Origin of the sequence: Streptomyces kunmingensis (assembly GCF_039533535.1) — a bacterium.
GTDB classification, from domain to species: Bacteria; Actinomycetota; Actinomycetes; order Streptomycetales; family Streptomycetaceae; genus Streptomyces; species Streptomyces kunmingensis.
Map to the genome: position 1 here is coordinate 315,722 of NZ_BAAATS010000017.1, position 23,090 is coordinate 338,811.

Below are 23,090 nucleotides of genomic sequence, written 5' to 3' on the forward strand. Positions count from 1 at the left end.
GGGCTCTCCGGGGGTAAGGGGGTGGTCGTCCTCAGACGTCGTAGAGATCGCGCAGCGCGGCGTCGACTTCCTGGGTGCTGGTGAAGTCCTCGATGACGCGCACGGGTACTCCGACGTCCCCGAGGGTCCGGGCGATCTCCCGCGACGTCATGATGGCGACGGCCTCGGACGCCTTGCCCTTGGCGGAGATGGTGTCGGTCGCCTCGGTGCTGATGTAGCGCCCCCACTTCCACCGGTCGAGCACCTTGTCGAGGGTGGACTTGAGAAAGAGGCTGGTGCCGACGCCGTTGCCGCAGACGGTCAGGATCTTGTGCAGTTCGCGTCCGCGGGAGGAACCGGCGGTCTTCGTGGGCGCGGCTCCGGCGCTCTCGTCCGAGGGATGCGTGTCTCGACGCGTGTCTCCTCCCTCCGTGCGTACGAGGATGGCCCGCAACGCCTCCGGGGTGGGCGCCCGGTCCAGCGCGGCGGCGGTGTCGCTGTCGGCGAGCAGCCGGGCGAGGGCGCCCATGGCCTGCGTATGAGCGCCGGAGTCGACAGCGGCGAGGGCGACGACCAGCTGCACCGGGTCGTTCGTCTCGTGCCCGAAGTTCACCGGGGTGGCCAGCCGCACCCAGGACATGCCGGTGCGGTGCACGGCGGGGGAGGGCCGGGCATGTGCGAAGGCGAAACCCGGGGCGATGACGATGTAGGGCCCGTTCTCATCGACGTTCCGGGCCATCTCCTCGGTGTACGCGTCCGTACTCACCCCGGTCGACACCAGCAGATCCCCGGCGGCCCGGACGGCACCCCGCCAGTCGGGCGCGGCCACGTCGAGCCGAATGGCCTCGACCGGAATCAAGTCACTCAGTTCACTCATGCGAGCAGTCGCCCCCGCGACTTCGCTTCTGTCCCGCCGACACGCTGAGCGGTGACGCTTTCGTTATGGACACCGACGGGACGCTTCCGCTCCCCTCACGAGGGCATCACCCCGAGCCGGGTCCATACACAGGCCCGTCAGGCGGCGGATCGTCTGGCCTCGGCGCGTATGCCGAGCACCACGGACACGAACAGAAGCACGAACCCGATCACATCGCAGATCACGCACGCTACGAAGGGTGCCGACAGCAACCGCGGCAGCGCACGCGAGATCGCCAGCATCCCAAGTCCCACCAGCACCCAGACTCCAGAGGCCCGACATTGAATGCGCCGCCGCACGTATGCCCCCCTCAACTCGACTCACCCGCCACCCCTGGTGTCCCCGGACAAGTCAACTCCAGGACGCGCCTGCGCGTGGCCAGCACTTCGCGAAGGGCGGCATCCACGGTCTCGGCCTCCGTCCTGGTGCCGAGGACCTTGGCCGCGTCAGCAACCAGTTGATCATCAAGATTGATCCCGGTCCGCTTCATCGTGACACCTCCAGAGACATGACAACGGGCACCAAGTACATCCGAGGCGACGCTCCGATGTGCCCACATAGGCACAACGAAGATCTCAGCGAAGGCGGTTGGGCTCCTCGTGACCTTCTGACGGAACAGGCTTCCGCGTGAGGCTCCACAGAGGAGCGGTGTACTGCTGCGGACGGCTGCTGATGAGGAACTGACGCAGGCCCTCGCGCTGTGCGCCGTTGAGATGCAGCGCCTCGGTGAGGTGGCGGAACGTGGTGTGCGTGACTCCGCGACGCCGTGCTGCGTCCTCGAACCGGTCAAGTCGGGTCATTACGGTTCGACGGTCCAGGTCGACGGGAGGCCGGGCCCCGAGCTGTGCGGCCTTGTTGCGCTCATAGTCGATCTCCGAGTACCCGCAGACTGCGCGGCTGTGCGCCTCGGCCTCGCTCAGGCTCTCGGTCGCCATGATGGCGCGGGCCAGTTCATTGCGGGCGATGGCAGGGTCGAGATCTGCCTCGTGGACGGTCGGAGACTCGGCCGTGAGCTCGATGGGCAGCCCGGCGTCCCGGACCTCGCAGATGCCGCGGACCCCCAGGGCGGCCGCCGCGAGCATTCCGGTGGCTTCGGAAGGATGCCATTCAAGGACCGAGCCGATGGACTCGACGTCCGTCGCAGTGAAGGTATGGACTACGGCGCCGAGCTGATCGCGCAAGTCGTCGAGCGGCAGCTCACCGTCGAGGCCGGGCCCGGCGACCAGCAGCCGAACGGGCGCGTCCACCCGGTAGCACGCCGCGAGCATCAGGGCGTCGGCGAGCGGACTTTTCAGGGTCGGCTCGTCGCCACGGGCCAGGATGTCGCCTCCGACATCGAGCAGGTCGATCGACGAGGGCGCCAAGTAGCGCACCAGCTCATCGAGCTGTCGGGTTATGCCCTCGACACCGCGCCGAGGATCGATCAGCGCGAAGGCGTGAGGAAGCTCGGCCGCGAGCCGTGGAAGGGTGGAACCTGCCGGCGCGACCGGACGGGAACCTGACGACACTGCCCGGACCGCTGGGGTGATCGGTTCGAGCCCGGTGAAATCCCCCGGCCCCCGCGGGCCCGGTAGCGGGTCGACCAGCAGACGTTCCCACGCATACGTGAGGATCACCGCCTGCTCAACGTGCCCGTACAGGGCGGCGTGCAGCATGACGGCGGCGACAGCGTCGCCCCCTCCTCCTGCCGCGACGATCAGGCGGGTCATGCCGACACATTACGGGGGCTCGAAGTTGACCACTCACCCTATAGTGGCCAAAGGCTTTGGCCACTTAGATGCGGAGGGCACACGTACATGCCTCAGATCGAGGAGACTCAGCCGAAGTATCTCCAGATCGCGCACTTCATCCGCGATCAGATCCTTCGGGGAGACCTGCGGCCAGGAGACGAGGTGGCCTCGGAGCGGCAGTTGGCGGCGGACTGGAGTGTCTCCCGGCCAACGGCCGCGCGGTCGCTGGAAGCACTGAGTCACCAAGGGCTCGTCGAGAAGCGGCAGGGGTCCGGCACGTACGTACGCAGCCTCGAAGTGAACCGCCGGGCCCGGGAGTTGTACGGACGTGCCCGACAGACGGGCAAGATCTACGCACCCGGAGAGTATGCGGTGATCACGTCGGCCGGGTGGCTCGATGCCCCGGATCATGTCATTGAGGCGCTGGGCCTCGCGAAGGACCGCAGGGCCATGCACCGGCGACGCATCACCCACAACCAGGACGGCCCCATCACGCTGTCTACCTCGTGGTTCCCACCGGACGTCGGGCAACGAGCCCCCAAGCTCCTCGAACCGGAACGGATCCAGGAGGGCACGTTGCTCTACGTCGAGAACATGACCGGGCGCAAGGGGAGTTACGCCGAGGAGCGCATGTGCGCAAGGCGGGCCTCCGAGGCGGAAGCGACGGACCTGCATCTCCCGTCCCTTGCCGCGGTACTGGTCGTGCACCACGTCGTACGCGACCTCCAGGACCGCCCGCTGGAGTTCGCCGAAGCCACATATCCGCCCAACAAGTGGGCCTTCGAGCAGGGCTATCCGCTCACCTGATGTGAGTGGCGTGTCCCGAATCGCTTGCGCACCGCAAGTGGCCAATGCCACTATCCACCAAGTGGCTAAGGCCACTTAGTGGTCTGCGATACGACGCGGCAAGTCGATGGCCGGACCGGGACGCGCGGGACAGCTCGTCGGGAACCGCGTTCGGCTCCCGCCCGCTCTGGCGCCCTGGACCACTGGCGAACGACCGAGTTCGTGTCACACCGATAAAACGGCGCTGCCTCGAATGAACGGCAGCTGTAAGGAGTGAGCGCGGATGGATGGAACCCCTGTCGGCCGTAGCGACTTCGACACCCAGCAGCTCGGCACCATACTTCTGCAGCCGGCGCCGGAGTCCGTCCCCCGGGCCCGACGCTGGTTCCGAAAGTTTATCGCTCCCTACAGCCCGGCCTGCTCGATGGATGACTGCGGGCTGCTGCTCTCGGAGCTGGTCACCAATGCCGTCCTCTACGGGCGGGCGGAGGAGCCCTGATCGCCAACGCTTGGCCACCCAGCAATGACGTGTGTTGTGTGTGGCAGCGTTGACAGACAATCAAGCACTTGGCCGGTGGCGTGGCCCGGGTCTATGCGGTGGGCGGCCGGATCCTAGCCCGTTCCGCGTCCTCGGCCAGGCCGCGCGCGGTGAGGCGGCGCACTTTCGCCAGCATGCCATCGACCTCGACGTCCACGCCTCCGCGGTCCTACTGGAGCCCAACGCCGCGAACACCGGCCAGAACATCACCCTCTCTCGCCAGGTCCCGGCCGACGCCGGCATCACCCCCACCACGGTGCCCGGCCCGTCGCAGAGCCGCATCGACCTTGCGCCAGAAGTACGGGGCCGGTAGCCGGAGGTCTTCCGGCGCGACGGCGCACATCCCCAGGCTCGCCGGCAATGCGAACGAGCCCTGTGAGGACGGAGGTTGAGGTCTGGTGACTGTGTATGCCGGGCGATCGGTCGCCGGCAAGATTGCACAGCACCGGCAAGGCCGGAGTCGGGTTACCCGCGACCTTCACAGGGAAGATCTCACGTGTATCTCAGTGAGCCGGAGGGGGCTACTCATGAGTGGTACATCACGGGCGCGGTACGACAGGTCAGAGCCGGGGGTGCCGTCCGAGCGCGGCTCCGATCGTTTCAGCGATGGTCCCCCTGATCCCCTCGCCTCGCTGCTGGCCAAGGTCAACAAGGGGGAACGCATCGCGGCTCCTGGAGACAACGCAGGCGACGAGGACCGCGACCCCTACGACGAGGCATGGCGGGAACATGATCGCCACGGCCCCTACGGGCAGGGGCGTCGCCGGAGGAACTGACGCACAGGGCGGGGGCCCCGTCTGCGGCGGCTTTCCTCGCTGCGGGCCCATCCGGATCCGTGCGGCGGACGTCATGACCGTCACGCAGGACCTGAAGAGCTACGCACGCCGGCGAAAGGCAGGGCTACGGATCAGTGACAACACCTGATCCGTAGCCCTGCGGCAGTGGTGCGTCAGCTCTGTGCGGCGTCGTCGTCCGGCTGACCGGTCCCCTCGGCCGCGCCTGTCTTCTCGCGCATCTTGCGCACCAGCTCCGCCTTCTGGTCGGCCGCACGCTGGCGGTCGAGGTTGCGGTGCGGACCGTTGTTCTGCCGTTCGGCGCGGGACTGCTTCTTGCGCTTGCCGCCGCCCTGGCCCACGGGGTTGTTGATGTTCTTGCTGTCGGTCACGGGTTCTCCCGGCGGTGATGTGAAGTGATCTACGGATTCATCGGTGGGGGACGGGCGGCGACGTCGAAGGACGTCGGCGGGGGCCCGTCACACTCTCACTCGTAAATCGGCGTCTGGAAGAACATGACAAGGACGTTACCCGGTTCCGTCGGCCCCGCGCGCCAGCCGTTTCGTTTCCCCCGGCGTCGGCCGGGTCTCTGGCGAGCGCCCGGAACAGGCGGCCCAGTGAGCCCCGACTGGCCCCTGACCTACGCATACGCAAGCAGCGCGGCGACGTGGATTCCTAGTGGACGTCTGGCACGACCGTGATCATGGCTAGGGGTCGGCCCAGGAGGATCAAAACCTCTGAGCGGCCCTTGGGCGTGTGCCCTTGGCAGGAGTCGAACCTGCAACACCTGCTTCAGGAGTTCGATCTATGGGCTGTCTTGCTCGGCCGTCGCGATGACCGAACAGACGCCTGTGGCCGGCCAGGGCCATCGCCGTTCGCTGCCGTTGATGTCAGCCGTTGATGTCACCGTGGGTGCCAGACGGCGGGGCTGAACTTGGCCAGGGGAACCCATCGGGAGACGCAGACAAAGGCCGATCCGCTCGAACGAAGTCGGCGTATTCGGCCTCGGCCATGCCCCCGCTGACCCAACGCTCCCGCACCGCGCCCGTGAATTCCTTGGCGGAACTCAGAGCGCTCATCGGATCCTGGACCGTGGCTACGAGACGGCCGAAGTCTTCCTCTTCAGCGTCCGCGTCGAACGGCGGGAACTGGACCAGGTCGAAGAAGCTCTCGTGGCCCACGTCCTCAACGGTATGGACATAGACCTCGTAAGCTCCCCGCGCTGGGCGGACCTCGACGTAACTGACACCGATGCGGCCGGAAGCGGCGACCGGCCCAAGAAACTGCTCAACTGGCCGGCCCCGCTTCAAAGCACCGACATCGAAGGCCCCCGTCAGATATCGCATTCCGCGCACCCTAGTGAGCGCACCCACTCAGTGGGAATGCGAGCCCTCAGCTTGAGAAGCTCGGGTAGTCCGGCACGACTGGCAGGTCCCGATGTCGGTGCCTGTGGCTAACGTCCGCGACGCGTGGCCGGCTGGTTGTTGCAGGGTTCGCCGGTCGGGCAGGCATCTGGCACGCGTTGCCTCCGCACGATCACAGGATCCTGCCTGCCGCCTCGGTGCAGACCGGACGACCCTTGCCCTGCGGCACAGCCGGTTCAGACCTGGCCGAGGTCGACCTCTACGGGGAAGGGGGCGGCGACCTTCACAGTCCCGGTGTACACGTCCCCGTCCCGGTACGTCCTCGTCGCGGGATCGAGGACGTATGTATAAACCAGGGGCACGCCCGTCACGGCCTGCTCGATCCGCCAGTAGAAACCGATGCCCGCCTTGGCGTACTGGTCGACCTTCACGATCCGGTCGGTGGTCTCCGATCCCGGCGACACCACCTCAGCCACCAGAAGCACGTGCTCGGGTCGGGTGGGAGTGACGTCGATCGTGTCCGCGCGGTAGACGACGACGTCGGGGCGACGATTGGTGAGCGGGATGTCCTGCAGCCGGACATCGAAGTCGGTGTCGGCGTTCCAGTCGGGACCTGCGGCGGCCTCCAGGGCGTTCGCCAGGATCCGGGCCAGCCGATTGTGCCGCTTGGACGCGCTAGGACTCACGACGACCATTCCGTCCACGATCTCAATGCCGGCGCACTGCTTCTCGGACCACGACTCGTAGTCCTCCGCCGTGATCTGCTCATGCATCCACGCCGGGGCCACCATCTCGGCAGTCATGACATGCCTCCCGGACACTGTGCCGCGGGCTCGATCCCGCTGGAGGCAGCGTACTGTCCCCGGCTCGTCCAACGCTTCAGGCGCTGTTCGGTCCCTCGGCGACCCTCGCCGTGTGCTGCGTACGGGCCCGCCGGGCAACAAAGAACCCCCGGGTCGATGACCTGGGGGTTTCATATCGAGCTGTGGAGCGGGTGACGAGAATCGAACTCGCACTCTCAGCTTGGGAAGCTGATGTTCTACCACTAAACTACACCCGCACGTACGCCCGCCGAAGCGGCGATGTACTGGCCGTTACTCTACCTCATGCCGGGTCCCGGGCGCTGTCGCCTCGGGGCCCGACTGCGTTGCGGGGCGTGGATGTGACTGCGGGTGAAGGGAGTTGAGGCGTACGGTGCGGAGGACCGCGAGAGGGTTGTCCAGGGGCGGAGTGCCGCCTGGAATGCCGTCCCTTTCATCCCGTAACGTGGCTTTCGTCGTCGGCCAGGAAACTGGCCACATGGCTCGTGGGGAAGGGACTCCGGGACTTTGATGGACCAGATGGAGCGCACCGTCGTCCGTTGTGCCGAAGGGCACGTGTTCAGCACCGCTTCGTTCCCGATGCAGCAGGCGGACCGTCTCGGTCCGGGCCGGCTCATCCGGTGTCCGCGCTGTGCTCGACTGCGACATGCCGTTCCTGTGGGATCTGGGAAGCGGTAGCGGAAGCAGCAGCAAGAGCGGATGCGGTAGCAGTGAAGCGCCGGTGGCAGCAAAGGCGCCGGTAGAAGCAGACAAGCGCGCGGGCCAGCCGATTGTGGCGGGCTCGCGCGCTCTGCGTATCCTCGCTACGTGCTTCTCTCAGACAAGGACATCCGGGCCGAGATCGACGCCGGGCGGGTCCGGATCGATCCCTATGACGAATCCATGGTGCAGCCGTCGAGCATCGACGTACGTCTCGACCGCTACTTCCGGGTGTTCGAGAACCACAAGTACCCGCACATCGACCCCAGCGTGGAGCAGGCCGACCTGACGCGGCTCGTGGAGCCCGAGGGCGACGAGCCGTTCATCCTGCACCCGGGCGAGTTCGTGCTCGCGTCGACGTACGAGGTCATCTCGCTTCCCGACGATCTCGCCTCGCGGCTCGAGGGAAAGAGTTCGCTGGGGCGGCTCGGGCTCGTGACGCACTCCACCGCCGGGTTCATCGACCCGGGGTTCAGCGGGCACGTCACGCTTGAGCTGTCGAACCTCGCGACGCTCCCCATCAAGCTCTGGCCGGGCATGAAGATCGGGCAGCTGTGCATGTTCCGGCTGTCGTCGCCCGCCGAGCACCCGTACGGCAGCGAGCGCTACGGGTCGCGTTACCAGGGACAGCGCGGGCCGACCGCGTCCCGTTCCTTCCTCAATTTCCATCGGACCCAGGTGTGAGCAGCAGCGACATGAGTGACGTGAGCGATGTGAGTGGCGTGAGTGACGTGAATGACGTGCGCGAGAACCTTTCCTACGACAGGTTCGGCGTCGCCGTGCGCGAGCTCGCCCAGACCATCGCCGACGACGGCTACGAGCCCGACGTCGTGCTGAGCATCGCGCGCGGCGGTGTCTTCGTCGCCGGCGGGCTCGCGTACGCGCTCGACTGCAAGAACATCCACCTGGTGAACGTCGAGTTCTACACGGGGGTGGGGACCACGCTGGAGATGCCGGTCATGCTCGCTCCCGTCCCGAACGCCATCGACTTCAGTGACAAGAAGGTGCTGATCACTGATGATGTCGCCGACACCGGGAAGACGCTGAAGCTCGTCCACGACTTCTGCCTCGACACCGTGGCCGAGGTCCGCTCCGCCGTCATCTATGAGAAGTCCCACTCCCTCGTGAAGTGCGAGTACGTGTGGAAGCGGACCGATGACTGGATCAACTTCCCGTGGAGTGTCGAAGAGCCCGTCGTCAAGCGCGCCGGGCAGGTGCTCGACGCGTAGAGCGGTTCACGTAGAGCGGTTCACGTAGAGCGGTTCACGCAGAGCGGTTCACGCAGAGCGGTTCACGCAGCGCGGCTCGCGCTCCTGTGCTCGGTGTGTTCAGGGGACAACCATCGTCGGACCTCAAAGGTCTTGCTGGTGTTGTCGTCCGCTGAACGAACATCAGGAGAACTGCCGTGCAACACAGGTATCGCCGCGCCGTGATCGCCGCATCCGTAGTCGCCGCAGTGGCGGGAGGGCTGCTCACCGTGGCGCCGGGCGCGGCCCTCGCCGCGGGTTCCGGTGTCCCCAGCGACTTCAACGGGGACGGGGTGCAGGACCTCGCGGTCGGTGCGCCGGGCACCAGGGTCGGCGGCAAGGTCTTCGGCAAGGGCACCGACGGGATCTTCGGCGCCGGCTCCGTCGTCGCGTACTACGGCGGGGCCGACGGGGTGTCGCCCGCGCGGCACACGTATGTGGACCAGGACAAGGCCAACGGACTCGGGAGCTCGGAGGCGAAGGACCTGTTCGGCGCGTCGACCGCCACCGGTGACTTCGACGCGGACGGCTTCGCGGACCTCGCGGTGTCCGCGCCGCACGAGGACGTGCCCGGCGATGCCGACAACGGCGAAGTGCAGATTCTGTGGGGCTCCCCGGAGGGTCTGACCGGAGGGACGGTCCTTGCCGACCCCGCCCCGACCCGGCATGACAACTTCGGTGCCGCGCTCGCCGCCGGTGACTTCGACGGGGACGGGAAGACCGACCTGGTCATCGGCTCCTCCTCCGACACCCTGGACATCCTCTCGGGCGGTATCGCCAAGGACGGCACGCCGGGCGCGGTTTCCTCGCGCGCCCTGCCGCTGCGCGGTGCCGTGGACGCGGGGATCCTGGGCCTGACCGCGGGGGACGTCAACAACGACGGCCGTACGGACCTGATCGTCGACGGTCTGAGCAACAAGGCGGACGCGGCGGGCGTGTACAACAACGCCAACTACTATCTGCCGGGTTCGGCGAGTGGCCTGACCGCGGTCGGCAGCAAGCGGCTCTCCGGCGGTGAGAGCACGGCCATCGGCGACATCGACGGCGACGGCTTCGGTGACATCGCCATCGGCGCCTTCTGGGGGCGGACCACGCCGGACGGGCCGATCGGCGGCCGGGTCGTTGTCAACTACGGTTCCGCCAAGGGCGTCTCGGACCGTACGGAGACCATCACCCAGGAGTCGGGGAACGTACCCGGCGACTCGGAGGACTGGGACAAGTTCGGTGGCGCCGTCGCGCTCGGCGACGTCGACGGCGACGGCAAGGCGGACCTGGCGGTCGGCGCCCAGCAGGAGGACTACCGGGGCAGCGACGGCCGGATGTACTACGGCGCGGGCTCGGTCACGCTGCTGTACGGCAGCGCCGAGGGCGCCGACACCACCGACCGTGTGCAGTACTTCCACCAGGCCAGCCCGGGTGTCCCCGGGTCTTGGGGCCTCCACATGTGGGGCTCGAACCTGCTGATGAACGACCTGAACGGGGACCACCGGGCGGACGTGGCGGTCGGCGCCGTGTGGGACGACGGCGGCGACGGTTCGGTGACCGTGCTGCCCTCGGACGGGCAGAAGGCGAGCGCCGAGGTGACCGGCGTGGTCCGGCTGCGCGGCAAGGAGGCCGACATGGACCCGGTGGGGTACCCGCAGTTCGGCTCCTCGCTGCACAACTCGCGGCCGCTGAAGGACATCAGGTCCTGGAACTAGTGATCCGTCCTGTTCCCTGCCGGGCCGGGGCCCGGCAGGGGATACCCGTCAGACCGCTCAGAACGTGCCGAGCTTGATGATCGACAGCAGCGCGATCAGCTGGATCGCGGACGCCGCGAGCGCCTTCGGCCAGGGCAGGTCGTGCGACTTGGAGACCATGGTGGTGAGCAGGGCGCCGGCCGCCAGCCAGGTAGCCCAGCCGAGGAGCTGGACGAAGCCCTCGTCGCCGCCGAGGAACATGCCGACGATCAGGCGCGGGGCGTCCGTGAGGCACGCGATCAGCATGGAGAGGCCGACCGTGGGCTGCCAGGCGCCGTCGCCGCCGAGCTGGCGGGCCAGCGTGTGGGTGACCACGCCGAGCACGAAGAAGCTGAGCGTGATCGCGATGCCCGTGAACAGGACGTAGGGGATCGCCGTGCCGAGCGTGGCCTTGATCACGTCCTCGCGGGCGCCGTCGAAACCGAAGACCGCCAGCAGGCCGTAGAGGAACGTGACGATGAGGGCCGGGGCCCACATCGCGTAGTCGCGCATCTGGAGATACGTGGGCCCGGGGCGCAGGATCACGCCGCTGAGCAGCTGCTTCCAGTGCAGGCGCGGGCCGACCGGGCCGGGCGCCGACCCCGCCTGGTACGTGGCGCCCTGGGTGTAGGCGTCGTCGTGCACCGAGAACGCCTGCGTGTGGCCCGGGTTGTTCGCCGCGTACGGGTCGTAGCCGCCCTGCGGGTGCTGGGGCGCGCCGGGGTCGCCGAAGTACTCCGGCTCGCCGTGCCCGTTGCCGCCCTGGGGCCACTGCTGGCCTCCGTAGTGCTGCGGTTGCCCCTGCGGCGCTTCGCGGTTGTCCCGGCCGCGTCCGTTCCTGAATCCAGCCACGTGTCGAACGTACCTGGTTTCGCGGGGCGCGATGCCGGACCCGGGGTCAGGGCCCGGCATTGCGTCTGAGCTGTGACATCCCCTAAGGGCCCGGATGAGGGGCATGTAAGGGTTGTGCGGGGTTGCTCATCCGATGGGACTGGCCGAAGAACTGCCCGAAGGGGCTAGTTGAACTCGGCTGTGTTGAAGGTGAGTTGGGGGGCTGCGGTGAGCAGGGACGCCGTGCGCGCACCCCGCAGGACCACGACCGTGTCCTTGTCGGGGGCCGCCTCGTCGGTGCGCTGGAGCACCACGTCGTCGCGGCCGTCGCCGTCGAAGTCGGCTACCGCCACGACGCGGCCCGTGCCCGGTGTGCCGGGCACCGGTCGGGTTCCGCCGCGGACCAGCCGTACGTCCTTGCCGCCCGAGACGATCAGGTCGGTGCGGCCGTCCCCGTCGAGGTCGCCGGCGTCGAGCGCGGTGCCGGACACCTTCAGGGTGCCTCCCGCGGCCACCTTCAGGCCGGAGGAGGTGAGCACGGCCGCGGCCCGCGAGGACCCGCCGCCGAACCGGCCGAAGGCGACGTCCGAGCCCGCCGGGTAGGCCGTGCCCGGCGCGCCGGGGCCCTGGGGGCCGCCGCGGACGAGGGCCGAGCGGGCGGTGCCGGAGTGGGCGCGGACCAGGACGTCGTCGGTCCCGTCGCCGTCGAGGTCGGCGGCCGGGCCGACCGGGACGTTGCCCGCGGCCTGCGCGATGCGGGCCGTGCCGCGTGCGGCGCCGGCGCGGGTGAACGGGCCCGGCAGGAAGGTGAGCCGGTCCGCGCTGGCGTGCACGACGAGGTCGTCCCTGCCGTCGCCGTCGAAGTCGCCGCAGACGGGCTGGTCCGGCCAGTCGTTGCCGAAACGTGCCTGCGCCGGGATGCGCAGCTTCACGCCCTTGCCGGAGATGCCGGTGGGCGAGCCGAAGAGGAGCTGGAGGGGGACGGGCGGCTGTCCCTGCCCGTCGTAGGGCGGGTCCGTCGAGACGACGAGGTCCGCGAATCCGTCCTGGTCGAGATCGCAGCTCGCCTCGGAGCCGAACGCCGCGGGGGCCTGCCCCTTCGTCGGCGCCGCGTACTTCGCCGGGGAGAGCAACTGCCGTGCCCCCGGGACCAGTCCGTGGCCCTTGCGGCCGTACACGATCCCGATGCCGGCGTCGTCGCCGAGCCCGTCGTGCGCCAGCTCGTCGAGTACGAGGTCGGGGGCGCCGTCGCCGTTGAAGTCGTACGGCACCTTGCTGCCGGAGCCGCGGGGTACGGGCTGGGCCGCGCGCTGTGCCTTGCCCGCCACGGCCACGGGGCGGTGGGAGGCGTCGGCGTCGGTGTCGTCGTGGCCGCCGCCGCAGGCGGTGAGCGAGGCAGCCAGTAACAAGGCGCCCAGCGCCCGTCTTTGGCAGCCGTGTGCCTGTGTGCCCGTCATCAGCAAGCCCCGCCCCGCCGTGTGTGCCGGCTCTGCGTCGTGTGTGTGCGTGTGTGTCCGTTCCGTCTCATGATGCCGACGGGGGCAGGGATCGTTAAGGGGCGGGGGGTGCCGGGTTGGTCACGCCGGGTGCCGGTGCCGGACAGCGAAGAGGGCGCCCCGTACAGCTGGGGCGCCCTCGACCGCGTACGGAAACCGCGTACGGAATGCGGCTACTTCACGGGCTCCGGCTCCGGAGCGTCCTCGGTCTCCGGCTCGCCCGCCGGGTCGGCCGGGGTCTTCACCGAGTCGAGCAGCAACTGCGCGACGTCGACGACCTGGACGGACTCCTTGGCCTTGCCGTCGTTCTTCTTGCCGTTGACCGAGTCGGTCAGCATGACGAGACAGAACGGGCAGGCGGTGGAGACGATGTCCGGGTTGAGCGAGAGGGCTTCGTCGACACGCTCGTTGTTGATGCGCTTGCCGATCCGCTCCTCCATCCACATCCGCGCGCCGCCGGCGCCGCAGCAGAAGCCGCGCTCCTTGTGGCGGTGCATCTCCTCGTTGCGCAGACCGGGCACGTTGGCGATGATCTCGCGCGGCGGGGAGTAGATCTTGTTGTGGCGGCCCAGGTAGCACGGGTCGTGGTACGTGATGATGCCCTCGACCGGCGTCACCGGGACGAGCTTGCCCTCGTCCACCAGGTGCTGGAGCAGCTGGGTGTGGTGGATGACCTCGTAGTCGCCACCGATCTGCGGGTACTCGTTGCCGATCGTGTTGAGGCAGTGCGGGCAGGTCGCGACGATCTTCTTCGCCGTCTTCGGCTTCTTCGACTCGGTGGTCACCTTGCCGTCGTCGTCGTACTCCTCGCCGAAGGCCATGTTCAGCGACATGACGTTCTCCTGGCCGAGCTGCTGGAACAGCGGCTCGTTGCCCAGGCGGCGGGCGGAGTCACCGGTGCACTTCTCGTCGCCGCCCATGATCGCGAACTTGACGCCCGCGATGTGGAGCAGCTCGGCGAAGGCCTTCGTCGTCTTCTTGGCGCGGTCCTCGAGCGAACCCGCGCAGCCGACCCAGTACAGGTACTCGACCTCGGTGAGGTCCTCGATGTCCTTGCCGACGACCGGCACCTCGAAGTCGAGCTCCTTGAGCCACTCCAGGCGCTGCTTCTTCGCCAGGCCCCAGGGGTTGCCCTTCTTCTCCAGGTTCTTGAGCATCGTGCCCGCCTCGGACGGGAACGCGGACTCGATCATCACCTGGTAGCGGCGCATGTCGACGATGTGGTCGATGTGCTCGATGTCGACCGGGCACTGCTCGACGCAGGCGCCGCAGGTGGTGCAGGACCACAGGACGTCCGGGTCGATGACGCCGTTCTCCTCGAGCGTGCCGATGAGCGGGCGTTCGGCCTCCGCGAGAGCGGCGGCGGGCACGTCCTTGAGCTGCTCCTCGGTCGCCTTCTCGTTGCCCTCCATGTCCTTGCCGCCACCCGCGAGCAGGTACGGGGCCTTGGCGTGCGCGTGGTCGCGCAGCGACATGATCAGGAGCTTGGGGGAGAGGGGCTTGCCGGTGTTCCAGGCGGGGCACTGCGACTGGCAGCGGCCGCACTCGGTGCAGGTGGAGAAGTCGAGCAGGCCCTTCCAGGAGAACTGCTCGACCTGGGAGACACCGAAGACGGCGTCCTCGGCCGGGTCCTCCCAGTCGATCGCCTCGCCCTGCGAGGTCATCGGCAGCAGCTCGCCGAGCGCGGTGTCACCGTCGGCCCTGCGCTTGAACCAGATGTTCGGGAACGCGAGGAAGCGGTGCCAGGCGACGCCCATGTCGGTCTTCAGGGCGACCGTGATCATCCAGATGAAGGAGGTCGCGATCTTCAGCCCGGCGAAGAAGTAGGTGAGGTTCTGGAGCGTGGAGACGTCCATGCCCTCGAGCCAGTTGATCACCGGGTACGAGATGAAGAACGAGGCTTCGTAGCTGTCGACGTGGTGCTGGGCGCCTTCGAGGGCGTGCAGCATGAAGATGCAGACGCCGACGATGAGGATGACGGCCTCGACGAAGTACGCCTGGCCGAAGTTGGAGCCGGCGAAGCGGGACTTGCGGCCCGGCTTGTGCGGCAGGCTCAGCTGGCGGATCACGATCAGGACCAGGATCCCGAGGATCGTCATCGTGCCGATGAACTCGACGAAGACGTTGTACGGCGCCCACTCGCCGATGACCGGCAGCAGCCAGTCGGCCTGGAACAGCTGGCCGATGGCGTTGACGATCGTCAGCAGCAGCGAGAAGAAGCCCACCGCCACGAACCAGTGCGCGACACCGACGATGCCCCAGCGGTTCATCCGGGTGTGGCCGAGGAACTCCCTGGCCACGGTGACGGTGCGCTGGACGGGTTCGTCGGTGCGGGTGCCCGCGGGCACGTTCTGGCCGAGCCGCATGAAGTTGTAGATCTGCAGGACGGCGCGGGCGAACAGGGCCACACCGACCACGATCAGAACCAGCGACACGATGATCGCGGCGAGTTGCATTTGGGGGCTCCTCGGGCCTGCGAGGTGGTCTCTTCTTTGACGTACTCGTGATTACTAAGCGGTAACTTATGCAGTCCGTCTGAGACTACCCACTTACGCGATCGCAATGTAGTCGCCCGGGTCGTGATCTGCGTCGCTGAGGGTGCCCTCGCCAGGGGCCTCCGGGAGGTCCTCCCGGGAGCCCTCGCCAAAGCTGATCGTGTTATTCACCCCATATTTGGACATAACGGAATAGCTTATGTAGGGCTCCGACCGGGCGTGGCCCGCCGGTGTCACCCCGATACCGCCCGGTGTCACCCCGATACCGCACCTCATGAGGGGCCCCACACGATGACCGCACCCCTGACGTACCTGGTCACCGGAGGCGCGGGCTTCATCGGCTCGCACCTGACCGACGCGCTGATCGACCGGGGCCACACCGTCGTCGTCCTCGACGACCTGTCCGGCGGCCACCGCGCCAATCTCGCCGCCGCCTGGCCCGACCGCAAGCTGCGGTTCGTCCGCGGGTCGGTCCTGGACGGGCGCCTCCTCGACGAGCTGACCGGCCGCTGCGACGCGGTGGTCCAGCTGGCCCCGGTCGACGTCCGGCTCGTCGCCGAGACCGCCTGCCGGTACGGCCTCCCGCTGCTGCTCGCCCCCTCCCGCGCGAGCGACGAACTCCTCGCGCTCGGCCACCACCGCGAGCACGGGCTGCCGGTCACGGTGGCCCGCCTCCCCGACACCGCCGGGCCGCGCCAGTCGCCCGGCGCCCTCGTGCCGCGCCTCGCCGCGCAGGCCGTCGCGGGCCGGCCGCTCACCGTCCACGGGGACGGCACCGGGCGCCGCCGCCTCACACACGTCGCCGACGCCGTCGACGGACTCCTGCGCCTGCTCGCCCTCCCCGACACGAGCGGCGAGATCCTCGACATCGGCGGCGCCCAGGAGACCACCACCGCCGAACTGGCGGCCCTCGTCGCCGAACGCTCCGGCACCGCGTCACCGCTGCGGTTCCTGCCGTACGAGGACGAGGACGGGGGCGTCGGTGAGCGGCGGGACGGGATGGCGACGCGGGGGCCGGACGTCACCGGCGGGTTTCGTGCGCTCACCGGCTGGGAGCCCAAACTCGGGCTCGCGGAGATCGTCGACGCCGCACTGGCCGACGCGCGCGGCTCGGTGCCGGGGCCCGCGGCCCCCGCGCTGTTCCCGCCCGCTGCCGCCGCCGTCGCCGCCCCGGCCCGGTTCTGAACGTGCTGTACGGGATCGCCGCCGCGGCGACCGCGCTGCCGCTCGCCGCCGGACTGACCGCGGCGCTGCGGGTTTTGGCGGCGCGCACCTCGTTCGGCGTCGCCCGGCGCGGCGGGCGGGCGGCGCAGACCCGGTCCGTGCCGCGCCTCGGCGGGGTCGCGGTGGCCGGTGCCACGGCCGTCGTCGCGGGTGCGGGAGCCGCCTCCGGACTCGTCCCGCTGGACTCCGGCACCGGCACCCTGCTGCTCGCCGCGGGCGCCGTCGCCCTCCTCGGCCTCCTCGACGACCTGCGGCCGATGGGGGCGCGGGCCCGCATCATCGTGGAGGCGGGGGCGGCCAGCGTGGTCGTGCACGGTACCCAACTCGGCTTCGCCACGGGCGCGTTGGCCGTGCTGTGGATCCTCTTCGTGACGAACGCCTTCACACTGCCGGCCGCCTTCGACGGTGCCCTCGGCGTGGTCGGCGTCGTCACCGCGCTCGGCCTGTGCGTGTGCGCGGGGGCGCAGGGATCCGGCTCGCTCGCTGTCGTCCTCGGCCTGCTCGCCGCCTCGCTCACCGGGTTCCTCACCCTGAACTGGCATCCGGCCCGGGTCCTCCCCGGCGGCAGCGGCGCGCTGTTCACCGGGTTCCTCGTGGCCTGCGCGGCCCTGCTCGTGAACGTCGGGCACGCGCGGGAGACCACGCCCGCCGCGCTGTTCGCGCTGACCGTCGTCGCGACCGCCGACGCGGTGCTGGTGGTCGTGGCACGGCGGCTGGCCGGGCGCGGGGTGCTGCGCCCCGGCCCGGACCACATCGCGCACCGGTTGCGCCGGCTCGGGCTCACCCCGCCCGGCGTGGCGGTCGTACTCGGCGCCGCCGCCACGCTCGGCACGGCCACCGGGGTGCTGCTGCACCGCGGAGCCGTGGGGCCGTCGGTGCTCTGGTGGCTGGGCGGGGCCGCGCTGGTGTCCGTGGTGCTGCTGTTGCGCGTGCCGGTCTATGGGGGCCGCAGACGGGTGCGGGCGGCGCCGGTCGAGCGGGCGGACCTGCTGCGGGCCGACGCCGGGTGACACGAGGGGCCCGGCGCCGGGTGACACGAGGGGCCCGGCGCGCGATCTCCCTGGCCCGCCCCGTCCCCGTATCCCCATCCCCGATTCCCATCCCCACACGCGCACGAAGACGTACAGGTAAGCCACGCGCACGAAGACGTACAGGTAAGCGCAGACGCAAGGGAGCAGACGTATGACGGGTCTCGGTCGGATGCGGGAACTGGTGCGGCAAATCGCCCACTTCGAGATCGATCTGGTGCTGGACTCCGGCGGTCAGGACGGTGCCTTCGGGCGGGCGCTGCGGCGGCGCGGCTACCGGGGGCGGATCGTCTCCTTCGAGCCGTTCGGCGGGCCACGGGCCGGAGTGCGCAGGGCTGCCGCCCGCGACGTGGACTGGCACGTGCTGCCGTACGCGCTCGGCGACCGGGACCGTGCGTGGGTGCGGCGCCTGGACGGGGTGTGGGAGGACGTCGTGGCGCCCGGGGAACGGGTGCTGCTCCAGGTCGACTCGGAGCCGGAACTGCCTCAAGTACTCGCCGGGGCAGGGGAGTTCGGCGTCGACCTGGCCCTCGTACGGACCGGGGTGGCAAAGGAGGCGGTGTTCGCGTGAAGGTCGCGCTGGTCCACGGTTTCCACGGCCCGTCCGTGCCCGGCGGCGAGGACGAGGCCGTGCTCGACCAGGCCGCCGCCCTCGGCCGCGCGGGCCACGAGGTCCGCCTGTTCGCCACCCGGACCGACGGTCCGCGCACCGCCTCCCGGTACGCGGCCCGCCGTGCCGTCACCCTCGCCACCGGGTACGGCCGCGGTCCGCTGCCCGTGCTGCGCGCCTTCGCACCGGACGTGGTGCACGTCCACACCCTGCCCCCCGGCCCCGGCCGCTCCTGGACCGCCGAGTGGACCCGCCCCTTGGTGGCGACCCTGCACAACTACCGCCCGCTGTGCGCGGCGGCCGGCCAGGACCCGGACGGCGCGCCCTGCGCCCGGTGCGTCGACGGCGACCGGTGGGCCGGGATGCGGCACGGCTGCCGGTGGAGCGGGCCGCTCGCCACGCTGCCGCTCGCCTGGGCGTCCCGCGGCGGGATCCGGCAGGACCCGCTGCTGCGGCGCGCCGACCGCGTGATCGTGCTCTCCGAGCTGAGCCGGTCCACCTACGAGCGGGCCGGACTCCCGGCGGAACGGCTCACGGTGGTGCCCAACTACGTGCCCGCGGCGGACGATGCGCAGGCCGCGGAGGGGGACGGTGCCTGGGTGGTCGTCGGGCGGCTCGCCCCGGAGGAGAACATCCTCGGCCTGCTGCGCCGCTGGCCCGCGGGACGGCGGCTCGACGTCGTGGGCGCGGGCCCGTCGGAGCCCGCGTGCCGGGCGGCGGCGCCCGCGTCCGTACGGTTCCTCGGCGTCGTCGAACGGCCCGCGCTGCGCCGCGCGCTGCCCGGATACCGGGGCCTCGTCCTGCCCGGCCGCTGGGTGGCGGGCACCGTGCCGCACGTCTACCCGGAGGCCCTGGCGGCGGGACTGCCCGTGCTCGCCTTCGAGGGGTCGGCCGCGCCGCGTGCCGTGCGCGCCGACGGCACGGGCACCGTCACCGCGTGGGACGCCGAACTGCCCGCGGCCCTGGACGCCGCCGAACGGATCTTCCCCACCTTGCGCGCGCACTGCCGCGGGGTCTACGCGAAGCGGTACGGGGAGGAGGCGTGGGTCGAGCGGACCGAGCGCCTGTACGCCGCCCTCACAGAGCCGGCTGACGGCTGACGGCTGACGGCTGACGGGACAACTGGCCCGATGGCTGACCCGGCGTCGGGGCGCAGAAGGGAATTCAAAGACAGGCCTCAAGGCGTGGCGCGTCCCGCCGCGAGCGCCCGCGCCACGGTCACCACGTACGGCGCCACCATCAGCACCGGCGCCCGCACGCCCGTGTGCCGCCAGCAGTACACCCACCACTGCCACACCGGCAGCTCCGGCTGGGAGGCCCGCCGCCGCAGCGCCTCGCGTACGCCGATGCCGGGTTCGCGGGACCCGTACGGGGCGCGGCCCGCCGGACGCTCACCGGCGTGGCGGTCGCCTACGGGACGCGGGGCGACATAGGCGGCGACGCCCGCGCGACGGGCCCGGAAGCCGTGGTCGTAGTCGCCCATGCCGTGCCGGAAGACCTTGTCGATGTCGCCGACCCGCTCCCGTACGGCCCAGGGCAGCAGGACCACGTCGCCGTCGTACGTGTCGCAGGGCTCGGGGCCCTCGGACGGTTCGACGAGGGCGAGGGTGCGGCCGTGCCGGCGGCGGCCCGAGCGGGCGGTGACGCCGTCGCGCCGGACGGCGCCCACGACGACGGCCTGTTCGTCGAAGTCCGCCGACACGTCCAGGAGGCGGGCCAGCGCGTCCGGCGCGAGGCGGACGCCGTCGTCGAGCCACAGCTGGTGCGTGGGTTCCGGGATGCCGGCCGCGCGGCTGTTGCGGCTGGCGAGGCGCGTGCCCTGGCCCCAGTAGACGTCGGGCCCGACGGCCGTCACCTGGACGCCGGGGTGGGCGCGGCGCACGGCCGGTGCGGTGCCGTCGGTGGAGCCCGCGTCGACCAGATGGACCCGTACGTGCGTCCCGGCGGGAAGGCCGCGCTGTGCGGCGAGCGCGTCGAGGGCCGCGAGGGTGGTGGTGCGACGGTTGTGGCTGACCATCAGGACGGCTACGACGGCTACCCGGGGCAGTTCCACGAGGGCTCCTTGCGTCGTACGGCCCGCCAGCAGCTGAGCGAACGCGCTGGTCAGAGCGGCTTTCCCAGAAGACTGCCCATAAGCGCAGGATAAAAGTTGAGTGGGTGCGGCTCATGTCTGTTGACGGGGAGGGGGGTGGTGTTGCAGTCTTGAGTCAGTTCCACTCAAGTATCAGCTGGAGGAATCGAAATGGCACGTGCGGTCGGCATCGACCTGGGCACGACTAACTCCGTCGTCAGCGTTCTCGAAGGCGGCGAGCCCACCGTCATCACCAACGCCGAGGGCGCCAGGACCACGCCGTCCGTCGTCGCCTTCGCCAAGAACGGCGAGGTGCTCGTCGGCGAGGTCGCCAAGCGCCAGGCGGTCACGAACGTGGACCGGACCATCCGCTCCGTCAAGCGCCACATGGGCACTGACTGGAAGGTCAACCTGGATGGCAAGGACTTCAACCCGCAGCAGATGAGCGCCTTCATCCTGCAGAAGCTGAAGCGCGACGCGGAGTCCTACCTGGGCGAGAAGGTGACCGACGCGGTCATCACCGTCCCGGCGTACTTCAACGACTCGGAGCGTCAGGCGACGAAGGAGGCCGGCGAGATCGCGGGCCTGAACGTCCTGCGTATCGTCAACGAGCCGACGGCCGCCGCCCTGGCGTACGGCCTCGACAAGGACGACCAGACGATCCTCGTCTTCGACCTCGGTGGCGGCACCTTCGACGTGTCCCTCCTGGAGATCGGCGACGGCGTCGTCGAGGTGAAGGCCACCAACGGTGACAACCACCTCGGTGGTGACGACTGGGACCAGCGCGTCGTCGACTACCTGGTCAAGCAGTTCAACAACGGCCACGGCGTGGACCTCGCCAAGGACAAGATGGCGCTGCAGCGTCTGCGCGAGGCCGCCGAGAAGGCGAAGATCGAGCTCTCGTCCTCGACCGAGACCACGATCAACCTGCCCTACATCACGGCGTCCGCCGAGGGCCCGCTGCACCTGGACGAGAAGCTCACGCGCGCCCAGTTCCAGCAGCTCACGTCCGACCTTCTGGAGCGCTGCAAGACGCCGTTCCACAACGTCATCAAGGACGCGGGCATCCAGCTCTCCGAGATCGACCACGTCGTTCTCGTCGGTGGCTCGACCCGTATGCCCGCCGTCGCCGACCTCGTCAAGGAACTGACGGGCGGCAACGAGGCGAACAAGGGCGTGAACCCGGACGAGGTCGTCGCCATCGGCGCCGCCCTCCAGGCCGGTGTCCTCAAGGGCGAGGTCAAGGACGTCCTGCTCCTCGACGTCACCCCGCTGTCCCTCGGCATCGAGACCAAGGGAGGGATCATGACGAAGCTCATCGAGCGCAACACCACGATCCCGACCAAGCGTTCCGAGATCTTCACGACGGCCGAGGACAACCAGCCGTCGGTGCAGATCCAGGTCTACCAGGGCGAGCGCGAGATCGCGGCGTACAACAAGAAGCTCGGAATGTTCGAGCTGACGGGCCTGCCGCCGGCCCCGCGCGGTGTCCCGCAGATCGAGGTCGCCTTCGACATCGACGCGAACGGCATCATGCACGTCACGGCCAAGGACCTCGGCACGGGCAAGGAGCAGAAGATGACCGTCACCGGTGGCTCCTCGCTGCCGAAGGACGAGGTCAACCGGATGCGCGAAGAGGCCGAGAAGTACGCGGAGGAGGACCACGCCCGCCGCGAGGCCGCCGAGTCGCGCAACCAGGGCGAGCAGCTCGTCTACCAGACGGAGAAGTTCCTCGCGGACAACGCCGACAAGGTCCCCGGTGACGTCAAGACCGAGGTCGAGGAAGCCGTCACCGAGCTGAAGGAAAAGCTCAAGGGCGAGGACTCGGCCGAGATCCGCACCGCCACCGAGAAGGTCGCCGCCGTCTCGCAGAAGCTGGGCCAGGCCATGTACGCCGACGCCCAGGGCGCGCAGGGTGCCGAGGGCGCAGCCCCGGGTGCCGAGGGTGCCGCCGGCCCGAACATGGGCAAGGACGACGACGTGGTCGACGCCGAGATCGTCGACGACGAGAAGCCGAACGACGCGAAGGGTGGCGCCGCCTGATGACCGAGGAGACCCCGGGTCTCGGCGACGAGAACGCCGAGCAGCCCGACGTCCCCTCCGGCGCCACCGCTGATGACGCCGAGCCGAAGGCCCCCGAGTCCTCCCTCCAGGAGGGCCCGGCGGCCCCGGCCGGGGACACGAGCAAGGCGGCCGCGTCCGCGCAGGACGTGGCCCTGACGGCCCAGCTGGACCAGGTGCGTACCGCGCTCAACGAGCGCACCGCGGACCTCCAGCGCCTCCAGGCCGAGTACCAGAACTACCGGCGCCGTGTGGAGCGGGACCGCGTGCAGGTCAAGGAGATCGCCGTGGCGAGCCTCCTGACCGAGCTGCTGCCCATCCTCGACGACGTCGGCCGGGCCCGTGAGCACGGCGAGCTCGTCGGCGGCTTCAAGTCCGTCGCGGAGTCGCTCGAGACGGTCGCGGCCAAGCTGGGCCTCCAGCAGTTCGGCAAGGAGGGCGAGCCCTTCGACCCGACGGTCCACGAGGCCCTGATGCACAGCTACGCGCCGGACGTCACCGAGACGACCTGTGTGGCGATCCTGCAGCCGGGTTACAAGATCGGTGACCGGACCATCCGCCCCGCGCGGGTGGCCGTGGCCGAGCCGCAGCCGGGCGCGCAGGCGGGCACGTCGGACACCGCCGACGCCCCCGAGGCGGACGCGGAGAAGGAGAGCGGTGGCCCGGACGAGGGCTGACGTCATCCGCGGAGAAACTGATGTGA

The 23,090-nt window shown here is 69.7% G+C and carries 21 protein-coding genes, 1 tRNA gene and 2 pseudogenes; 12 read left to right on the forward strand and 12 right to left on the reverse strand.

Annotation, left to right across the window (positions count from 1 at the left end; genetic code table 11):
• Positions 1-31: 31 nt before the first annotated feature.
• The 4 genes from ABD366_RS20835 to ABD366_RS20850 all read right to left on the reverse strand — a co-directional run bounded on the left by ABD366_RS20835 (position 32) and on the right by ABD366_RS20850 (position 2,604).
• Positions 32-856, reverse strand: a complete 825-nt coding sequence (locus tag ABD366_RS20835) for a PTS sugar transporter subunit IIAB (RefSeq protein ID WP_324771256.1) — start codon at positions 854-856, stop codon at positions 32-34.
• Positions 857-993: 137 nt separating this feature from the next.
• Positions 994-1,155 carry a hypothetical protein gene (locus ABD366_RS20840; protein ID WP_324771257.1) on the reverse strand — a complete coding sequence of 54 codons (162 nt, stop codon included), beginning with the start codon at positions 1,153-1,155 and terminating at the stop codon, positions 994-996.
• Positions 1,156-1,205: 50 nt separating this feature from the next.
• On the reverse strand, positions 1,206-1,385 hold the full coding sequence (locus ABD366_RS20845; protein ID WP_324771258.1) for a type II toxin-antitoxin system VapB family antitoxin: 180 nt from the start codon (positions 1,383-1,385) through the stop codon (positions 1,206-1,208).
• Between the two features lie 85 nt (positions 1,386-1,470).
• Positions 1,471-2,604, reverse strand: coding sequence for a DUF1152 domain-containing protein (locus ABD366_RS20850; protein WP_324771259.1), 1,134 nt, complete (start codon positions 2,602-2,604; stop codon positions 1,471-1,473).
• Between the two features lie 87 nt (positions 2,605-2,691).
• Here ABD366_RS20850 and ABD366_RS20855 point away from each other — a divergent pair, with 87 nt between their 5' ends.
• The 3 genes and pseudogenes from ABD366_RS20855 to ABD366_RS20865 form a co-directional block, all read left to right on the forward strand.
• The gene (locus ABD366_RS20855; RefSeq protein ID WP_324771260.1) at positions 2,692-3,432 is read left to right on the forward strand and encodes a GntR family transcriptional regulator; all 741 of its coding nucleotides are present in this window, start codon (positions 2,692-2,694) and stop codon (positions 3,430-3,432) included.
• Between the two features lie 262 nt (positions 3,433-3,694).
• Positions 3,695-3,907: pseudogene (locus tag ABD366_RS20860) on the forward strand (ATP-binding protein); the annotation flags it as partial.
• A gap of 148 nt (positions 3,908-4,055) precedes the next feature.
• A pseudogene (locus tag ABD366_RS20865) lies at positions 4,056-4,208 on the forward strand (YdcF family protein); the annotation flags it as partial.
• Between the two features lie 690 nt (positions 4,209-4,898).
• On the opposite strand, the gene ABD366_RS20870 reads toward ABD366_RS20865, so the two are convergent.
• The 4 genes from ABD366_RS20870 to ABD366_RS20885 all read right to left on the reverse strand — a co-directional run bounded on the left by ABD366_RS20870 (position 4,899) and on the right by ABD366_RS20885 (position 7,146).
• Positions 4,899-5,114, reverse strand: a complete 216-nt coding sequence (locus ABD366_RS20870) for a DUF6243 family protein (protein ID WP_324771262.1) — start codon at positions 5,112-5,114, stop codon at positions 4,899-4,901.
• Positions 5,115-5,612: 498 nt separating this feature from the next.
• Complete coding sequence (locus ABD366_RS20875; protein WP_324771263.1) at positions 5,613-6,068, reverse strand: hypothetical protein; 456 nt, start codon at positions 6,066-6,068, stop codon at positions 5,613-5,615.
• A 254-nt stretch (positions 6,069-6,322) separates the two neighbouring features.
• Positions 6,323-6,889: a Uma2 family endonuclease gene (locus ABD366_RS20880; RefSeq protein ID WP_324771264.1), complete on the reverse strand. Its 567-nt coding sequence runs from the start codon at positions 6,887-6,889 to the stop codon at positions 6,323-6,325.
• A 183-nt stretch (positions 6,890-7,072) separates the two neighbouring features.
• Positions 7,073-7,146: transfer RNA gene (locus ABD366_RS20885), tRNA-Gly, on the reverse strand.
• A 568-nt stretch (positions 7,147-7,714) separates the two neighbouring features.
• Between ABD366_RS20885 and dcd the strand changes: the two genes are divergently transcribed.
• From dcd to ABD366_RS20900, 3 genes are all read left to right on the forward strand, one after another.
• Complete coding sequence (gene dcd, locus ABD366_RS20890; RefSeq protein ID WP_324771265.1) at positions 7,715-8,290, forward strand: dCTP deaminase; 576 nt, start codon at positions 7,715-7,717, stop codon at positions 8,288-8,290.
• Positions 8,291-8,301: 11 nt separating this feature from the next.
• Positions 8,302-8,835 carry a phosphoribosyltransferase gene (locus ABD366_RS20895; protein ID WP_324771266.1) on the forward strand — a complete coding sequence of 178 codons (534 nt, stop codon included), beginning with the start codon at positions 8,302-8,304 and terminating at the stop codon, positions 8,833-8,835.
• A 176-nt stretch (positions 8,836-9,011) separates the two neighbouring features.
• Entirely contained in the window at positions 9,012-10,553 is a 1,542-nt protein-coding gene (locus tag ABD366_RS20900) for an FG-GAP-like repeat-containing protein (protein WP_324771267.1), read from the forward strand.
• A gap of 57 nt (positions 10,554-10,610) precedes the next feature.
• Here ABD366_RS20900 and ABD366_RS20905 read toward each other — a convergent pair whose 3' ends face one another.
• The 3 genes from ABD366_RS20905 to ABD366_RS20915 form a co-directional block, all read right to left on the reverse strand.
• Entirely contained in the window at positions 10,611-11,423 is an 813-nt protein-coding gene (locus tag ABD366_RS20905; RefSeq protein ID WP_324771268.1) for a Yip1 family protein, read from the reverse strand.
• Between the two features lie 164 nt (positions 11,424-11,587).
• Positions 11,588-12,859 carry an FG-GAP repeat domain-containing protein gene (locus ABD366_RS20910; RefSeq protein ID WP_324771269.1) on the reverse strand — a complete coding sequence of 424 codons (1,272 nt, stop codon included), beginning with the start codon at positions 12,857-12,859 and terminating at the stop codon, positions 11,588-11,590.
• A gap of 212 nt (positions 12,860-13,071) precedes the next feature.
• Positions 13,072-15,354, reverse strand: a complete 2,283-nt coding sequence (locus ABD366_RS20915) for a (Fe-S)-binding protein (RefSeq protein ID WP_324771270.1) — start codon at positions 15,352-15,354, stop codon at positions 13,072-13,074.
• A 330-nt stretch (positions 15,355-15,684) separates the two neighbouring features.
• Between ABD366_RS20915 and ABD366_RS20920 the strand changes: the two genes are divergently transcribed.
• The 4 genes from ABD366_RS20920 to ABD366_RS20935 all read left to right on the forward strand — a co-directional run bounded on the left by ABD366_RS20920 (position 15,685) and on the right by ABD366_RS20935 (position 19,355).
• Positions 15,685-16,578, forward strand: coding sequence for an NAD-dependent epimerase/dehydratase family protein (locus tag ABD366_RS20920; protein ID WP_324771271.1), 894 nt, complete (start codon positions 15,685-15,687; stop codon positions 16,576-16,578).
• A 2-nt stretch (positions 16,579-16,580) separates the two neighbouring features.
• Complete coding sequence (locus ABD366_RS20925) at positions 16,581-17,627, forward strand: MraY family glycosyltransferase (protein WP_344442239.1); 1,047 nt, start codon at positions 16,581-16,583, stop codon at positions 17,625-17,627.
• A gap of 172 nt (positions 17,628-17,799) precedes the next feature.
• Positions 17,800-18,216 (forward strand): class I SAM-dependent methyltransferase, encoded by a 417-nt coding sequence (locus tag ABD366_RS20930; protein ID WP_324775150.1) that lies wholly within the window; start codon positions 17,800-17,802, stop codon positions 18,214-18,216.
• Positions 18,213-19,355 (forward strand): glycosyltransferase family 4 protein, encoded by a 1,143-nt coding sequence (locus ABD366_RS20935; protein ID WP_324775152.1) that lies wholly within the window; start codon positions 18,213-18,215, stop codon positions 19,353-19,355. Before ABD366_RS20930 ends, ABD366_RS20935 begins: the two co-directional genes overlap by 4 nt.
• Positions 19,356-19,432: 77 nt before the next feature.
• Here the strand turns inward: ABD366_RS20935 and ABD366_RS20940 are convergent, their stop codons facing one another.
• Complete coding sequence (locus ABD366_RS20940) at positions 19,433-20,272, reverse strand: glycosyltransferase family 2 protein (protein WP_324775227.1); 840 nt, start codon at positions 20,270-20,272, stop codon at positions 19,433-19,435.
• A gap of 225 nt (positions 20,273-20,497) precedes the next feature.
• On the opposite strand from ABD366_RS20940, the gene dnaK reads away from it, so the two are divergent.
• Together dnaK and grpE are read left to right on the forward strand one after the other, a co-directional pair.
• Complete coding sequence (dnaK, locus tag ABD366_RS20945) at positions 20,498-22,369, forward strand: molecular chaperone DnaK (protein ID WP_324775154.1); 1,872 nt, start codon at positions 20,498-20,500, stop codon at positions 22,367-22,369.
• Entirely contained in the window at positions 22,369-23,064 is a 696-nt protein-coding gene (gene grpE / locus ABD366_RS20950; RefSeq protein ID WP_324775156.1) for a nucleotide exchange factor GrpE, read from the forward strand. Before dnaK ends, grpE begins: the two co-directional genes overlap by 1 nt.
• Positions 23,065-23,090 lie beyond the last annotated feature (26 nt).

Excerpts from the sequence above, each read along its gene's own strand:
- ABD366_RS20835 (WP_324771256.1), bottom strand. The coding sequence starts at position 856 with ATGAGTGAACTGAGTGACTTGATTCCGGTCGAGGCCATTCGGCTCGAC.
- ABD366_RS20845 (WP_324771258.1), bottom strand. The coding sequence starts at position 1,385 with ATGAAGCGGACCGGGATCAATCTTGATGATCAACTGGTTGCTGACGCG.
- ABD366_RS20850 (WP_324771259.1), bottom strand. The coding sequence starts at position 2,604 with ATGACCCGCCTGATCGTCGCGGCAGGAGGAGGGGGCGACGCTGTCGCC.
- ABD366_RS20855 (WP_324771260.1), top strand. The coding sequence starts at position 2,692 with ATGCCTCAGATCGAGGAGACTCAGCCGAAGTATCTCCAGATCGCGCAC.
- ABD366_RS20875 (WP_324771263.1), bottom strand. The coding sequence starts at position 6,068 with ATGCGATATCTGACGGGGGCCTTCGATGTCGGTGCTTTGAAGCGGGGC.
- ABD366_RS20880 (WP_324771264.1), bottom strand. The coding sequence starts at position 6,889 with ATGACTGCCGAGATGGTGGCCCCGGCGTGGATGCATGAGCAGATCACG.
- ABD366_RS20895 (WP_324771266.1), top strand. The coding sequence starts at position 8,302 with ATGAGTGACGTGAGCGATGTGAGTGGCGTGAGTGACGTGAATGACGTG.
- ABD366_RS20910 (WP_324771269.1), bottom strand. The coding sequence starts at position 12,859 with ATGACGGGCACACAGGCACACGGCTGCCAAAGACGGGCGCTGGGCGCC.
- ABD366_RS20915 (WP_324771270.1), bottom strand. The coding sequence starts at position 15,354 with ATGCAACTCGCCGCGATCATCGTGTCGCTGGTTCTGATCGTGGTCGGT.
- ABD366_RS20920 (WP_324771271.1), top strand. The coding sequence starts at position 15,685 with ATGACCGCACCCCTGACGTACCTGGTCACCGGAGGCGCGGGCTTCATC.
- ABD366_RS20930 (WP_324775150.1), top strand. The coding sequence starts at position 17,800 with ATGACGGGTCTCGGTCGGATGCGGGAACTGGTGCGGCAAATCGCCCAC.
- ABD366_RS20940 (WP_324775227.1), bottom strand. The coding sequence starts at position 20,272 with ATGGTCAGCCACAACCGTCGCACCACCACCCTCGCGGCCCTCGACGCG.
- dnaK (WP_324775154.1), top strand. The coding sequence starts at position 20,498 with ATGGCACGTGCGGTCGGCATCGACCTGGGCACGACTAACTCCGTCGTC.
- grpE (WP_324775156.1), top strand. The coding sequence starts at position 22,369 with ATGACCGAGGAGACCCCGGGTCTCGGCGACGAGAACGCCGAGCAGCCC.